The following is a 15,046-nucleotide window of genomic DNA, read 5'->3' as shown; positions in this document are numbered from 1 at the left end:
GGGCCTGCCGCCTACCTCCTCATCGGCGACAGTTGGATCGGCCTGGCCGATCTCCGTAGCAGGCGCTGCTTCCCTATGCGCTCCCGCTTTGGACTCGGAGCACACAGGGTGCCCCGACCTGATTCCACGTTACCGAGCGCCTGCCCGGCTGCCAGCCCATCCAAGGGATGGAGGATGGCGAGTCGCTACCGCATTGATCTCATCAGGCCTCGCTGAGCAGGCCCAGGCTCTTGCCCTTGAGCACCGCCTGGGTGCGGCTGCGCACGCCCAACTTGGCGAACAGGTTGTGCAAATGCCACTTGATGGTGGCTTCGGAGAGGTGAACCGCCTGGGCGATGTCACGGTTCGACAAGCCAGCCGCCACGAAACGGAGGATCTCCCGCTCCCGGTGGCTGATGTCCTGGTTGTCGTCGAAGGTCTCCGGATCGACGTTGAGGCGGCGGCACTGCTCGCGCAGGTTGTCGGCCAACCCCTGCCAGACCCCGGCCCGCTTGGGCTCGGCAGCACGCCAGGCCTCCCACAACGGCAGCAACCAGAGCGCGTCGTCCTGGAACAGCCGCCGGTAGCCCCGGTTCCAGGCCTCCTCCAGCACGGGCTGGAACAGGGCGAATGCCTTGTCGCTGTTACCCTTGCGCCAGTACGCCACGGAAAGTAACAGCGACAGGCGCAGGCGGCGGTCACGCTGGTGTTCCGCGCCCTGCCGCGCCAGGCAGGCCTCCAGCACGGACTGGGCCTTCTCCGGCCGGCGCTCACTGAGGGCGAGCCGTGCCTGGGAGAGCGCCAGCACCGTATGGGCGTCGGCATAACGGGCCTGGGACAACGGCGCCAGGTGGCGCTCCAGCTGCAGGCAGACCCGCTCGGCCTCGTTGGGCCGGCGCAACCAGAGCAGGAACTGCACCTTGCAACTCATGCCGTGGGCGAAGACCCGCTCGTAGCCAGGGCCCTGAAGCCCGGCGAGCCAGTCGTCCAGTTGATTGAGAGCCAGCTCCGACTCACCGGCGAAGAACCGCGCCCGCGCCATCACCAGCTGGCCTCGGCTGATCAGCTCCACCGGCGTAGCCACGTCGCGCCAGGTGGTGGCCAGGGGCAGTTCGGCCAGCACGGCCGCGTGGCGGTCCTGCTCGTAGAGCAGGTCGGCGTAGGCCAGCACCAGCGGTCCACCGACCCGGCTGCGGCGGCCGAACACGCGCTCGACACGGCCCCGGGCGACTTCGGCGATGGAGCGCCCACGCTCCAGTTCGCCACTTTCCTTGCAGATCAGCGACTCGATCAGGCTGGTCATGACGTGCAGGTATTCGCTGTCCACCAGGCGCAGGCACTCCCGCGCTGCGGCAATGGAGCCGGCGGCATCACCGAATTCCCCCAGCAACGCATAGGCCGCCGCCTGCACGCAGGCGAGGCTGGCGCGGAACACCGGCTGGTTGTCCGGCACCATGGCCAGCCACTGTCGGGCCACCTTGAGGCAGGCTTCCAGCTTGTCCTGATAGAGCAGCACCAGGGCCTTGAGCACCTGGGACGCGGCTAGCAGCTCGCCGAGCCCGAAGTGGATGACCTTGCCGCGCCCTTGCAGCAGGCGCGTGCTGACTTCCTCGATCAGCGCCTCGGACTCGGCGAACTTCTGTTCGAAGGCCAGTTGCCAGGCGTAGAAGATCTGGAACACCGGGTGCTCGCGGATCACCTCCGCCGGCACGTCCTTGAGCATGGAGAGGATGCCGTAGACCCGGTTGCCGGCGATCAGCCGTGCCCCCTGGCGCTCCAGCAACTCGGCAGCAAAGGCGAAATCCCGGCCCCTCAGGGCGTACTTGATGGCCCGGTCGGGCAGGTCATGACTTTCGCACCAGCGGGCGGCGGCGTGCAGCAAGGTCGCACTGTCACCGTGTCGCGCTAGGCGCCCCTGGAGGAACTCGGCGAACAGGTGGTGGTAGCGGAACCACTCGCCCTGCTCGTCCAGGGCGATGACGAAGAGCTGCTCGCGCTGCAGGCGCATCAGCATGTCCAGGCCGTCACGCCGGCCGGTCAGGGCGTTGCACAGGTCGGCACAGAATTCGTCCAGCACCGAGGTCTGGTCGAGGAACTGCTGCAAGGTCACCGGCAGGCTGTTGACCACGTCCTCGGCCAGGTAGTCGGCGATGTTGCGCTCGGTGCCGCTGAGGCTGGCGAGGAAGGCTGCGCGATCGGGATGCCGCGCCAGCGCCAGGCTGGCCAGGTGCAGGGCGGTGATCCAGCCCTCGGTGCGCGCGTGCAGCTGCTTGAGCTCGCTGCGGCTGAGTTCCAGCGGGCGCACGTCGCGGAAGTAGGCTTCGGTCTCCTCCAGGGACAGGCGCAGGTCCTCGGCCTGGAGCATGAAGGCTTCGTTCTCGACGAACAGGCTGCGCGGGGTGAAGCGGGTGCTGCTGATCAGGTGCACGTTGCGGGGCAGGCGCTCCACCAGGTGGCGGGCGCCCTGTTCCAGACTGGCGTGGCGGATGCGGTGGAAGTCGTCGAGCATCAGGTACAGCTCGCCCTCCAGGCGCTGCAGGTCGCTGACGAAGGCGTCGATGATGGCCTCCACCGGCCAGTTCACCTCACCGCAGAGCAGGCCGGCGGTGTTGGCGCCGAAACCGGGGATCACCGCCTCGACGGCAGCCACCAGGTACTGCAGCAGGCGCTGCGGCTCGCTGTCCGACTCGTCGCAGGAGAGCCAGGCGACCCGCGCGCCCTCGCGCTGCAGGGCTTCGCGGAACAGGCTGAGCACGGTGCTCTTGCCGAAGCCGGCCGGCGCGCTGAGCACCAGCACGCGGCGCTCGCGCGCCTCCCACAGGCGGTCGATCAGCGCCTGGCGCGGCAGGCGCGGCTGCCCGCCGACTTCCGGCGGGTAGAGCTTGGTGCGCAGCAGGTGGAACGGCTGGCTGACGCTGCTCACTGCAGCAGCCCCAGTTCCCGGGCCCGACGTATGGCCTGGGTGCGATTGCGCACCTTGAGCTTCTCGTAGATGTTGTGCAGGTGCCATTTGACGGTCCCCAGGGCCAGCGAGAGCTGCTGGCCGATCTCCTCGTTGGAAAGCCCTTCGGCGGCCAGCAGCACGACCTCGCGCTCACGCTCGGTCAGCCCCTCCTCCAGCACGTCCTGGGCCTTGCGTACGTCCTGTCCCGGCCAGATGGCCAGCAATTCGCGGATGAAGCCCTGCAGGGAGGGCTGGCGCTCGGCCGCCTCCAGCTGTTGCAGCAGCAGTCGGATGGCGTCGCCCTCTTCGACGAACAGGCTGCGGATGCCTTCGCGCTCGGCACTCAGCAGGCATTGCACCAGCAGGCTGTGGGCGCGCTCCTGGTAGCCGAGGCGCTGGTAGCTCAGCGCTGCCAGCAGGTCGAGCCGCAAGCGCTGCAGGCCGTGCCAGCCCGGCAGCAGCTGGGCGCGCAGCTGGTTGATCTCGTGCAGTGCCTCGCTGTAGTGCCCCCGCGCCTGCTGCAGGCGCACCCGCAGCAGGCCCTGGGTCCAGAGCACAGGGTTGAAGCCGCGGCGGACGTAGTCGGCGGCGAGCTTGTCCCAGTCCACGGTCTTGAGGCGCTGCTCGGCGCGCTTGATGCGGTCGGTGGCCGGCTCCTGGAGGATCAGCGTCACCTCGTCGGCCACCGCCTGGGCATAGAAGCGCCAGGACTGGTTGCGGGCAGCCAGGTTCTGCATCAGCACCAGGGTGGCCTGGGCCTCCTTGGAGCGGTCCTGCATGCGCTGGACACGGGCGAGGAACAGCATGCCCTGGGCGTAGATGTCGATCGGCTTGATCACGTCGACATGCCCGAGGGCCCAGCGCAGGCGCTCTTCCAGGCCGTCCAGCCGGCCCTGATGGTAGGCGATCAGCGCTTCGATGATGGCGGGCAGGGCCAGGGCGCGGGAGCGTTCGTCGAACAACGGCACCAGGCGCGCACGCATCTGCTCGTGGAGCAGCTGTGCCTGCTTGACCTGGCCTTGCTCCAGGGCGAGCAGTACCTCGACGTTGCCCAGTTGCATGTCGAGGTAGCGCCCTTCGAGGAAGTGGTTGCGTTGCTGCGCCAGGGCCAGCAAGCGACGGGCCTGGTCGGGCTGGGCGAGGATCGACAGCGCCAGGGCGCCGATGACCAGCATGGCCACTTCGAGGAAGGCCTCGTTCTGGCCCAGGTGGCCTTCGACCTTGCGCGCCAGGGTCACGCACAGATCGAGATCATCCTTCTGCAAGGCGATGGCAGCCTTGACCGCCAGGGCTGCCAGGTATTTGTCGCTGAGGGGAGCCTGGCCGCCCTCCCCGCCCCAGCGGGCGAGCAGGTCGTCGAGCATCTGGTTGGCTTCGGGCAGCGCCAGTTCGGTGGCGCGGTTCCACACGTCGGCCAGCACCAGGGTGGGGTAGCGCGCGGCGATGTCGTCCGGCACCTGCTGGCGCCAGCGGTAGATCTGGTTGAGCTGGCCGCGGTTGATCAACTCCAGGCCGCAGCCGTCCACCAGGGCCGCGAGCATCTCGGGGTCCTCGGCCAGGCAGGCGTGCTCGATGGCGAGGTTCTGCATGTGGTGGTTGGTGAACCACAGGCTGGCGTTGAAGTGCAGCTGCTGGAAGCGGTCCGGGTCGCGGGCGCGCAACCGGCCCCGGAGGAAGTCGGCGAACAGGTGGTGGAAGCGGTACCACTGGCGCTCGCGGTCCAGGGGCAGGAGGAACAGCTGCATGGTCTCCAGCCGCTCCAGCAGGGCCTGGCCATCGCTGCGCCCGGTGAGGGCATTGGCCAGGTCGCCACTGAGCTGGCTGGCGATGCCCAGGGCCAGCAGGGCCTCCTGCAGGTCGGCGGGCAATTGCTCGAACACGGAGGTGAGCAGGTAGTCGCCCACGGCGGCCTGGTCGGCACCCAGGGTCTGCACCTGCTCGGCGGCCTGGGGCTGGTGGCGCAGCCAGAGACTGGCCAGGTGCACGCCGATCATCCAGCCCTCGGTGCGCTGGTGCAGTGCGGACAGGGTGGTGGCGTCCAACACGATGCCACTGCGCTCCAGGTAGGCGCGGGTTTCGTCCTCGGTCAGGCGCAATTCGTCAAGCCCCACCTCCAGCAACCAGCCCTTGGCCCGCAGGGTGGCCAGGTTCATCGGCGGCAGGGAGCGGCTGCCGATGGCCAGGCTGAAACCCGGTGGCGCCAGCTTCACCAATCGGCTCAGGGCATTGAAGATTTCGGCATCGGTGACCAGGTGCAGGTCATCCAGCACCAGCAGCAGCGGCTGGTCGAGGGCGGAAAGCCCCACCAGCAGGCTCTCCAGCACCGCTGCGACGGGCACTTGCATGGTGTTCTGCAGGAAGGCACGGGCAGGATCGGCCAGACCGGGCACGGCCTCGTCCAGCGCATGGCTGAGTTTCAGGAAGAAGCGTGCGGGATCGTCGTCCTCGCTGCCCAGCGAGAGCCAGGCCACGAGGCTGCCGGCCTGCCGACGTTGTTCGGCAAGCGAAGCCAGGGCGGTGCTCTTGCCGAAACCGGCCGGAGCCGAGAACAGCAGCAGTCGAGCTTGTGGGTATGCCGCCATGGCCGCCTGGATCTGCGGTCGTGGCAAATGGCCGGCAGACGCCTGGGGCGTCATCGTTTGCGAGCGCAAGAAGCTGCCGGCTGCGGGGTCGAGAACTGCATCCACGGCCTGTATCCCTGTGTCTTTATCATTGTGGGACGGGGAGTTCCCCCCGCGGGACCTGTCCATAATTATCAGAATGCAATTCCTGCGTAAACTTGGGAAATCGCTCTAGCATCGACTCTACAGCCGTACCTGGGGCGGTCTTGAAAATGTCCGTTTCACCCTGGCAAGCATGCCGCGTCCGGGACGGCTACAAGGCAAAATTGGAACTTTTTCAGAGTTTCCCTAGAATCCGCTGTCGCCCTGCTTGCCTTGCCCTATGCCCAACTGCCTCGTACACCCCCTGCCCTATCACGAAGACCCGGGAATGCGCTTCTCACGCATCCGCCATGCACCCGGGGCGGTGCTGCTGGACGCGGGGCGACCCGGCGCCAGCCGTGGACGCTATGACCTATTCAGCGCCTGGCCATTGGCAGAACTTGCGCCGGGCGACGACGAATCGGCCAACGACTTCGCTGATCGCCTCCGCACGGCGCTGCGCCAGTTGGGGCGCTGCGAAGCGCCGGACGGCGTGGAGCTGCCATTCACGGGCGGATTGATCGGCTATTTCGCCTATGACTTCGGCCGCCGCCTGGAGTGCCTGCCTGCACAGGCCCAAGACGACCTAGCGCTGCCCGACGCCCGACTGGGCCTGTATGCCTGGGCACTGGTGAGCGACCATGAGCGGCGCACCAGCCAACTGGTCTTCCACCCTGCACTCGCCGATGACGAACGCACTCGGCTTATCCAATTGCTGAGCGAGCCGACAGCGCAGCCAGCAGGCGCCTTCCGCCTCAAGGCACCCTTCGCGGCCAGCATCAGCGAGGCGGATTACCGTCGGGGCATCGAACGCATCCTGGCCTACATCCGTGCCGGGGACTGCTACCAGGTGAACTTCACCCAACGCTTCCAGGCTCCCTGTGACGGCGACCCCTGGGGCGCCTACCTGGCGCTGCGCGGCGCCTGTCCGACGCCCTTCTCGGGCTACCTGGCGCTGGAAGCCGGTGCAATCGTCAGCCTGTCCCCCGAGCGCTTCATCCGCTTGAGCCAGGGCCAGGTGGAGACCCGCCCGATCAAGGGCACGCGCCCGCGCGGCCTGACCCCGGACGAGGACCTGGCACAGGCCGAGGACCTGCTTGGCAGCCCGAAGGACCGCGCGGAGAACCTGATGATCGTAGACCTCCTGCGCAACGACCTCGGGCGCAGCTGCCGCATCGGCAGCGTGAGGGTGCCGGAGCTGTTCGCGCTGGAGAGCTACCCCAACGTCCATCACCTGGTCAGCGCCGTTCGCGGCGAGCTGGCCGAGGGCAAGGACGCGCTGGACCTGCTGGCGGGCAGCTTCCCCGGCGGCTCCATCACCGGGGCGCCGAAGATCCGCGCGATGGAGATCATCGACGAGCTGGAGCCGACGCGCCGCTCGATCTACTGCGGCTCGCTGCTGTACCTGGACGTACGGGGGGAGATGGACAGCTCCATCGCCATCCGCACCCTGCTGATGAAGGACGGCCAGGCGAGCTGCTGGGGCGGCGGCGGCATCGTGGCCGACTCGGACTGGCAGGCGGAATACCGCGAGTCGATCACCAAGGTCCAGGTCCTGCTGCGTACCCTGGAAGCGCTGTAGGCCAGGGGCCAGAGACAGAAAAGCCCGCTTGCGCGGGCTTTTTCATGGCTGGGCTCAGAGGCTCAGCGGGCGGTTGGACGCCTTGAGGAACTCGCGCTTGAGGTCCTCGTAGGTGTGCACCGCCGGGAACTGCGGGAACTCGCGGATGACGTTCTCCGGGGCATGGAAGAGGATGCCGGCATGGGCCTCTGAGAGCATGGTGGTGTCGTTGTACGAGTCGCCGGCGGCGATCACGCGGTAGTAGAGGCTCTTGAAGGCGATCACGGACTGGCGCTTCGGGTCCTTCTGGCGCAGCTGGTAACCGACGACGCGGTCGGTCTCGTCGGTGATCAGGCGGTGGCACAGCAGGGTTGGGAAGCCCAGCTGGCGCATCAGCGGCTGGGAGAACTCGTAGAAGGTGTCGGAAAGGATGACCACCTGGAAGCGCTCACGCAGCCAGTCGACGAACTCCACCGCGCCGTCCAGCGGCTTGAGGGTGGCGATCACTTCCTGGATATCGGACAGCTTCAGGCCGTGCTCGTCGAGGATGCGCAGGCGCTGCTTCATCAGCACGTCGTAGTCGGGGATGTCGCGGGTGGTGGCCTTGAGCGCTTCGATTCCAGTTTTTTCGGCGAAGGCGATCCAGATTTCAGGAACCAGCACACCTTCAAGGTCGAGACAGGCGATTTCCACGAGCATTTCCCCGTTATTGGCTTGTAAAGGAGGCGGCACTCTAGCCTTTCCCTCGTCGGGCACGCAACGCGGGGCTTTATACCCGAAACAGGCAGTCCACCTTCCGTATGGTTATTTAGGCGCATAAATGGCTTTTGCTACCATCCGCCGCCACAGAGCGCGTAGCGCCGTAGCCAGTAGGAAGTCCGCCTGATGAGCCATCCCTTCGACGTCACCGATATTGCTGCGTCCTACGCCAGCAAATCCCCCCAGGAGATCCTCAAGTTCGCCTTCGAGCAGTTCGGCGACGACCTGTGGATCTCGTTCAGCGGCGCCGAGGACGTGGTCCTGGTGGACATGGCCTGGAAGCTGAACAAGAACGTGAAGGTGTTCAGCCTGGATACCGGCCGCCTGCACCCGGAGACCTACCGTTTCATCGACAAGGTCCGCGAACACTACGGCATCGCCATCGAGGTGCTCTCCCCCGACGCCGCCAAGCTGGAGCCCTTCGTCCGTGAGAAGGGTCTGTTCAGCTTCTACAAGGACGGCCACGAGGAATGCTGCGGCATCCGCAAGATCGCGCCGCTGCGGCGCAAGCTCTCGGGCGTCAGCGCCTGGGCCACCGGCCAGCGCCGCGACCAGAGCCCCGGCACCCGCAGCAAGGTGGCTGCCGTGGAAGTGGACGGCGCCTTCTCCACGCCGGAGAAGCCTCTCTACAAGTTCAACCCCTTGGCGCAGATGAGCAGCGAAGAGGTCTGGGCGTACATCCGCATGCTGGAGATCCCCTACAATCCGCTGCACGAGCGCGGCTTCATCAGCATCGGCTGCGAGCCCTGCACCCGCCCGGTGCTGCCCAACCAACATGAGCGCGAAGGCCGCTGGTGGTGGGAGGAAGCCACCCAGAAGGAATGCGGGCTGCACGCCGGCAATCTGATCGCCCGGGAGTGACAGGATGCGCATCACCCTGGTGACCAAGGTCCTGGCCGATGGAACGGCCTGTGCCAAGTGCAAGGATGTGATGCGGTTGCTGGAACGGGGCAACCACCTGTCGCGCATCGACCGCACCCTGGTGGCAGACGAGCGCGACCCTGCCGGCCCGGGCTGGATCGCGGCACAGCTCTACGGCGTGGACAGCGCCCCCTTCTTCGTGGTGCGAACGGACGACGGCCGCGAGCGGGTCTACACTGTCTTCCACGAATTCCTCCACGAGGTCCTGGAGGCAGGCTGAAACGAACAAGCCCGGCGATTGCCGGGCTTGTTCGTTGATGGGTGCAAATCAGTAGGTGGGCAGCTCGACGTCCTGGAACAGTTCGTCCAACTCCACCTTGTTGTGGCACTGCACGGCCTTGGCGAGCATCTCGCGGGTCAGGTGGGGAGCGAACTTCTCGATGAAGTCGCACATGAAGCCGCGCAGGAAGGTGCCACGGCGGAAACCGATCTTGGTCACGCTGGACTCGAACAGTTCGCTGGCGTCCAGCACCACCAGGTCGCTGTCCAGTTTCGCATCGACCGCCATCTTCGCCACGATGCCGACGCCCAGGCCCAGGCGCACGTAGGTCTTGATCACGTCCGCGTCAGCCGCGGTGAACACCACCTTGGGCGTGAGGCCGCGGTGGCTGAAGGCTTCGTCCAGCTTGGAGCGCCCGGTGAACCCGAATACGTAGGTGACGATGGGATGCTCCGCCAGGGCTTCCAGGGTCAGCTTCGGCAGCTTGGCCAGGGGGTGGCCCTGGGGCACGATCACGCAGCGGTTCCAGCGGTAGCAGGGCATCATCACCAGGTCGCCGAACAGCTCCAGGGCTTCGGTGGCAATGGCGAAGTCGACAGTGCCATCGGCGGCCATCTCGGCAATCTGCATCGGGGTGCCCTGGTGCATGTGCAGGGACACATCGGGGTACTGGCGGATGAAGCTGCTGATCACCGGCGGCAGCGCATAGCGCGCCTGGGTGTGGGTGGTGGCGATGGAGAGGGTGCCCTTCTTCTCGTTGGAGAACTCCTGGGCGATCTGCTTGATGCTTTCGACCTTGCGGAGGATCTCGCCGGCCGTGTTGATGATCCGCTCCCCGGCGGGTGTCACGCGGGTCAGGTGCTTACCGCTGCGGGCGAAGACCTCGACACCCAGCTCGTCTTCGAGCAGGCGGATCTGCTTGCTGATACCCGGCTGCGAGGTATAAAGGCTCTGCGCGGTGGCTGAGACGTTCAGGTCGTGGTGCGCCACCTCCCAGATGTAGCGCAGTTGCTGAAGCTTCATAGATGTCCCTCAGAGCAGATGGCGACGCGTAGGTGGTCGGTGACCTTTTATAACCATATTAATGGTTTGAGGGTTAAAACTAGACGTTTTTTTATTTCCTGCACGCTCTTTCGTCGGCGTATCAGAACTCGCCGCGCCCGCGGTGCTGGAGCATCGGAACCAGGTAGACCGGCACCTCGGAGAGCTGCACCAGACGGGAGGCGGTACGACCGAGGGGCGTCTCGAGCGCAGCGCCGTGACTGTGACTGCCTACGACCAGCAGATCGACGCCAAGTTTCTGGGCCTCCTCGAGAATCATCTGCGGCGGGTCCCCCTGCACCACCCGGACGGCCTTGATCAGGCTCAGCTCATTCTCCGCATCGCCGATCTCGTCACGAAAACCCTCGAGAACCCGCTGCTCGATGCTGGCCATCACCGTGCCCAGGCCCTGGGCACGCAACTCCTTTAGCAAGGTCTCGTCCAGGTATGTCTGCAGGACGGATTCGGCGAACAGCCCGAGGGGCTCCACCGCGTGCACCACGTAGAGTTCGGCCCTGTGGGCCTTGGCGAGGGAAAGGGCATGTTGAAGGACATAGGGCGAGTACAACCCGAGGTCGGTCGCATAGAGAATCGAGCGAATCATGAGGCCTCCTACTGCCTGCTTGGCGGGCCTCGCATCAGCTTAGTCAGATCTTCGGCTCGTTGCTCACGCCATGCGGTACATGCCCGGTGGCGACCACTTCGCGGGCTTTCTCGCAATGGCCGGCCTGGTCGTCGAAGAATACATCGGCGCCAAAGGCGTCGAGAATAGCGGACTTCTCGAGCCCGCCCAGGAAGAACGACTCGTCCAGGCGGATGTCCCAGTCGCGCAGGGTACGGATCACCCGCTCATGGGCCGGAGCGGAGCGCGCGGTGACCAGCGCGGTACGAATCGGGCAGCCATCCACGGGCAATTCGCGCTGCAACTGGTTGAGCGCCGAGAGGAAGGGTTTGAACGGCCCACCGTCCAGCGGCCTCAACGCTGCCTCACGCTCATGAGCCTGGAATGCAGCCAGCCCGCCGGACTGGTAGACGCGCTCAGCGTCATCGGCAAACAGCACGGCGTCGCCATCGAAGGCAATGCGCAACTCGCTGCTGGACGCCCTGCGTGGCGCGCCGGGGAGAATGGTCGCCGCGGCAAAACCTGCCTGCAACGCCACCCGGACGTCCTCCACGTGGGTGGAGAGGAACAGGTGGCAGCCAAAGGCCTTCAGGTAAGGCCCGGGGCTGCGACCACCGGAGAACGCTGCCCGGGAAATCGCCAGGCCGTGCTTCTGGATCGAGTTGAACGCCCGCAGGCCGGTGTCGGCGCTATTGCGCGAGACCAGGATCACCTCTACCCGCGCCTGGCCGAGCTGCTCATTGAGGGCCAGCAGCTTGTGCACCAGGGGAAAGGCATCACCCGGCTCCAGCAGTTCGTCCTCATGTTCGATCTGGTACTGGCGATAGGCTTCGATCCCTTCCGACTCGTAGACGCGATGGCTCTCATCGAGGTCGAACAGTGCCCGGGAGGAAATCGCCAGCACCAGCTTGTCGTTCAGCGCGCTCATCCTGGCGACTCACTCGGTGCGGTTGCGGGCATCAATGAAACGCAGCGCCTGGTAGAGCGCCCGGATTCGCGGGAGGTCACACCCTACAGCCTCCGCAGCAGCCAGGGGGGCCGCATAGATGGCCTCGAGCTCAAGAGGCCGCCGCTGCACGTGGTCGTGGTACATGCTGGGCAGGTAGTCGGGCATGCGGTCCGTCGAGGCCAGCAACTTGCCAGCAAAGCCCTCCGGCAGGGTATGCCCGCAGGCCAAGGCGCCCTCCACCACTTCCTGCATCAACGCCTGGATCAGCGCGCGGCTGTCCGGGTTGCCCATCAACGCGGTAGTGCCCGCATTGAGCACAACGGAAAGGCCGTTATAGGGAACGTTCCACACCAACTTCTGCCAGCGCGCCTGTTCAAGGCTGGGCATGGCGGTGGAGTCCAGCCCGGCAGCCCTGAAGAAGGCCACCCCCTCCTCGAGAAGAGCCATGCGCTCGGCGGCATCGGTCGCGGGCCCGCTGTGGTAGCCAAGGTTCACGGCCCCCAAGGACTGGTGCACCACGTGCCCCGGGGCCTCGCGGTGGACGCAGATGTAACAGAGCCCGCCCAACAGGTTGAGGTGCGCGGGCAGCAGGGGGCGCAATGCCTCCTCCACTCCAAGGCCGTTCTGCAACAGCACCACCCGGGCACCCGGCGCAGCGACCTGGCTGATCAACGGTGCCAGCTCGGCATTGCTGGTGGTCTTCGCCCCCACCAGCAGCCAGTCGCACGGGGGCATCGCCGCCGCATCCCGGTAGGCATTCACCGGGTGCAGCGCCAGTTCGCCATGAACGGCACTGGACAGGCGCAGCCCCTGGCGGCTCACGGTCTCGTATTCACTGCGAAGGAGGAAATGCACATCGAATCCGGCGCGGGCAAGCAGCAGCCCGTAGAAACCGCCAATGGCGCCGGTGCCGATGATGCCGATGCGGGGGGATGGGGTCGAACTCATCAGGGCAGCTCCTCAGCCTGGCGCTGGTGGGCAGCCGCCAGGTTCTCGTTCAGGTCAGCGTCCCGCAACGTACTGTGCAGGGCGCCAAGAAATTGGCCATCCCGCACCAGGAACAGGGCGGGAAGGTGGAATACCTCGTAGCGCTGGACCAGGCCACCATTATCGGCTGCGTCTATCCAGCACAATCGGTCGACGGCCAGGTCCAGGCTGGGCAAATGGCGGCGCGCCCACCGACAACTGGCACAGCCTATGCTGGTGAATATCAGCAGGGAGGTTCCGGGCAGACTGAGCAGACGCTGATCAGCGTCGAAGTCGCTCAACTCGATTTCATGCAAGCCGCATCCTCCAACCGGGCCAGACTACTGGCACAAGGGAGTACTCATATGCGCCGATTCCTGCGTCACCCCAGCGACCTGCCGGTCGAACTGGTTCTGCGCAAGCACAACTTCCTGCCGCGACAGCGGCTGCACAATATCAGCCTCGGCGGGGTGGCGTGCAACTCCACGAGGGGCTTCCGCAAGGGCACGGCAATCGAGCTGCGAATCCCCCTGCTGGGTGAGCAAGCCAGTTGCCCAGGGATCGTGGCCTGGTGCCGCAAGCAGCCGGACGACTACCTCGTCGGCATCTGTTTCACCGACGAGGAGTCCTTGTTCCGCGCCCGCATGGTGGAGCAGGTCTGCCAGATCGAGGCCTACCGCAAGCAGCGCGAGGCGGAGTCGGGCGAAACGCAGCCCATCGAGCAGATCGCCGAGGAGTGGATTGCCCAGCATGCCACCGAGTTCTCGGCCGCCAGCCTGAACTGACCGCTTCCGTCCAATTGCGACCTTGGCGCCATTGTCTAGCCACTGCCTAAAGCGTTAAGGTTCCGCGTCCCTGCCACGCCTTCAATGCCGTGCTCCGCCGCTCGGGGGATGGTGGCGGTCAAGCACCCGTGACCCGACGACTGAATTCCAATGACTAGCACCATGGCTGATTTACCGCTCGACGACCTGAACGTTGCCTCCAACGAGACCCTGATCACCCCGGCGCAACTGAAACGCGAAATCCCCCTGACGGACGCCGCCCTGCAGACCGTCGCCCATGGCCGCCAGGTGGTCCGTGACATCCTCGACGGCAAGGACCACCGCCTGTTCGTGGTCGTGGGGCCCTGCTCCATCCACGACATCAAGGCTGCCCACGAATACGCCGACCGCCTCAAGGGCCTGGCTGCCGAGGTCTCCGACACGCTGTTCCTGGTCATGCGCGTGTACTTCGAGAAGCCCCGCACCACCGTCGGCTGGAAAGGCCTGATCAACGATCCTTACTTGGATGACTCCTTCAAGATCCAGGACGGCCTGCACATCGGTCGCCAGCTCCTGCGTGACCTGGCCGAGAAAGGCCTGCCGACTGCCACCGAAGCCCTGGATCCGATCTCCCCGCAGTACCTGCAGGACCTGATCAGCTGGTCGGCCATCGGCGCCCGCACCACCGAATCCCAGACCCACCGCGAGATGGCTTCCGGCCTGTCTTCGGCCGTGGGCTTCAAGAACGGCACCGACGGCAGCCTGACCGTAGCCATCAACGCCCTGCAGTCGGTGTCGAGCCCGCATCGCTTCCTTGGCATCAACCAGGAAGGCGGCGTCTCCATCGTCACCACCAAAGGCAACGCCTATGGCCACGTGGTGCTGCGTGGCGGCAACGGCAAGCCGAACTATGACTCGGTCAGCGTCGCCGTCTGCGAGCAAGCCCTGACCAAGGCCAGCATCAAGCCGAACATCATGGTCGACTGCAGCCATGCCAACTCCAACAAGGACCCATCGCTGCAACCGCTGGTGATGGACAACGTCGCCAACCAGATCCTCGAGGGCAACAACTCCATCGTCGGCCTGATGGTGGAAAGCCACCTGGGCTGGGGTGCCCAATCCATTCCCAAGGACCTCAACCAGCTGCAGTACGGCGTCTCCATCACCGATGCCTGCATCGACTGGGACACCACCGAGAAGACCCTGCGCTCCATGCACGCCAAGCTCAAGGACGTGCTGCCCAAGCGCAAGCGCAGCTGAAAGGGCTGCTGCTGAAACAAAAACGCCGGGCATTGCCCGGCGTTTTTGTTTCAGCGTCTTCACTCCTTCGGAGCGTGGCGCTGGCGGCGTTCGATATAGCGCTCCACATAGGAGCATGAGGGAATCACGGTGTAACCCTGGTCTTCGGCAAAGCTCAGCGCCTTCTCGGTCAGCGCCGCAGCAATGCCGCGTCCGCGCAGCGCGTTCGGCACGAAGGTCCTGTAGATATCCAGGGTCTGCTTGCCGAGATCCATATAGGCCAGGTAAGCACGGTGACCATCCACGGTGGTCTCGAACTGATGACCTGCCTGGTCATGATGGATGGACAACGCCTCGCTCATCGCAACTCCTCTGCGGG

14 protein-coding genes are annotated in these 15,046 nt (G+C 65.7%); 5 read left to right on the top strand and 9 right to left on the bottom strand.

What is annotated here, in order from left to right:
* Positions 1-202 precede the first annotated feature (202 nt).
* Both BM198_RS06795 and BM198_RS06790 read right to left on the bottom strand, forming a co-directional pair.
* Positions 203-2,902, bottom strand: a complete 2,700-nt coding sequence (locus BM198_RS06795; protein WP_044401580.1) for a helix-turn-helix transcriptional regulator — start codon at positions 2,900-2,902, stop codon at positions 203-205.
* Entirely contained in the window at positions 2,899-5,610 is a 2,712-nt protein-coding gene (locus tag BM198_RS06790; protein WP_244165675.1) for a winged helix-turn-helix domain-containing protein, read from the bottom strand. The genes BM198_RS06795 and BM198_RS06790 overlap by 4 nt, the downstream gene beginning before the upstream one ends.
* Before the next feature lie 256 nt (positions 5,611-5,866).
* On the opposite strand from BM198_RS06790, the gene pabB reads away from it, so the two are divergent.
* Positions 5,867-7,207, top strand: coding sequence for an aminodeoxychorismate synthase component I (pabB, locus tag BM198_RS06785; protein ID WP_074968776.1), 1,341 nt, complete (start codon positions 5,867-5,869; stop codon positions 7,205-7,207).
* A gap of 54 nt (positions 7,208-7,261) precedes the next feature.
* On the opposite strand, the gene thrH is transcribed toward pabB, so the two are convergent.
* A complete protein-coding gene (gene thrH / locus BM198_RS06780; protein ID WP_044402055.1) occupies positions 7,262-7,879 on the bottom strand; it encodes a bifunctional phosphoserine phosphatase/homoserine phosphotransferase ThrH in 618 nt (205 codons plus the stop codon).
* A 192-nt stretch (positions 7,880-8,071) separates the two neighbouring features.
* On the opposite strand from thrH, the gene BM198_RS06775 reads away from it, so the two are divergent.
* The gene (locus BM198_RS06775; protein ID WP_074968774.1) at positions 8,072-8,806 is read left to right on the top strand and encodes a phosphoadenylyl-sulfate reductase; all 735 of its coding nucleotides are present in this window, start codon (positions 8,072-8,074) and stop codon (positions 8,804-8,806) included.
* Between the two features lie 4 nt (positions 8,807-8,810).
* Positions 8,811-9,086, top strand: coding sequence for a hypothetical protein (locus BM198_RS06770; protein WP_074968772.1), 276 nt, complete (start codon positions 8,811-8,813; stop codon positions 9,084-9,086).
* A gap of 48 nt (positions 9,087-9,134) precedes the next feature.
* Here the strand turns inward: BM198_RS06770 and cysB are convergent, their stop codons facing one another.
* The 5 genes from cysB to BM198_RS30415 all read right to left on the bottom strand — a co-directional run bounded on the left by cysB (position 9,135) and on the right by BM198_RS30415 (position 12,981).
* Complete coding sequence (gene cysB, locus BM198_RS06765; RefSeq protein WP_044401568.1) at positions 9,135-10,109, bottom strand: HTH-type transcriptional regulator CysB; 975 nt, start codon at positions 10,107-10,109, stop codon at positions 9,135-9,137.
* A gap of 121 nt (positions 10,110-10,230) precedes the next feature.
* Positions 10,231-10,731 carry a universal stress protein gene (locus BM198_RS06760; RefSeq protein ID WP_044401565.1) on the bottom strand — a complete coding sequence of 167 codons (501 nt, stop codon included), beginning with the start codon at positions 10,729-10,731 and terminating at the stop codon, positions 10,231-10,233.
* Positions 10,732-10,774: 43 nt separating this feature from the next.
* Complete coding sequence (locus tag BM198_RS06755; protein ID WP_044401563.1) at positions 10,775-11,677, bottom strand: 5'-nucleotidase; 903 nt, start codon at positions 11,675-11,677, stop codon at positions 10,775-10,777.
* A gap of 9 nt (positions 11,678-11,686) precedes the next feature.
* The gene (locus BM198_RS06750) at positions 11,687-12,646 is read right to left on the bottom strand and encodes a putative 2-dehydropantoate 2-reductase (RefSeq protein WP_074968770.1); all 960 of its coding nucleotides are present in this window, start codon (positions 12,644-12,646) and stop codon (positions 11,687-11,689) included.
* On the bottom strand, positions 12,646-12,981 hold the full coding sequence (locus BM198_RS30415) for a YbbN family protein (protein ID WP_074968768.1): 336 nt from the start codon (positions 12,979-12,981) through the stop codon (positions 12,646-12,648). Before BM198_RS30415 ends, BM198_RS06750 begins: the two co-directional genes overlap by 1 nt.
* Positions 12,982-13,029: 48 nt before the next feature.
* Between BM198_RS30415 and BM198_RS06740 the strand changes: the two genes are divergently transcribed.
* Complete coding sequence (locus BM198_RS06740) at positions 13,030-13,449, top strand: PilZ domain-containing protein (protein WP_074968766.1); 420 nt, start codon at positions 13,030-13,032, stop codon at positions 13,447-13,449.
* Positions 13,450-13,611: 162 nt separating this feature from the next.
* The gene (locus BM198_RS06735; protein WP_044401551.1) at positions 13,612-14,688 is read left to right on the top strand and encodes a 3-deoxy-7-phosphoheptulonate synthase; all 1,077 of its coding nucleotides are present in this window, start codon (positions 13,612-13,614) and stop codon (positions 14,686-14,688) included.
* Between the two features lie 59 nt (positions 14,689-14,747).
* Here BM198_RS06735 and BM198_RS06730 read toward each other — a convergent pair whose 3' ends face one another.
* Positions 14,748-15,029, bottom strand: a complete 282-nt coding sequence (locus BM198_RS06730; protein WP_044401548.1) for a GNAT family N-acetyltransferase — start codon at positions 15,027-15,029, stop codon at positions 14,748-14,750.
* Positions 15,030-15,046 lie beyond the last annotated feature (17 nt).

The organism is Metapseudomonas otitidis (assembly GCF_900111835.1).
GTDB lineage: Bacteria > Pseudomonadota > Gammaproteobacteria > Pseudomonadales > Pseudomonadaceae > Metapseudomonas > Metapseudomonas otitidis.
Note: the sequence above shows the minus strand (reverse complement) of the source record. Positions and strands in the feature narration are given on the sequence as shown.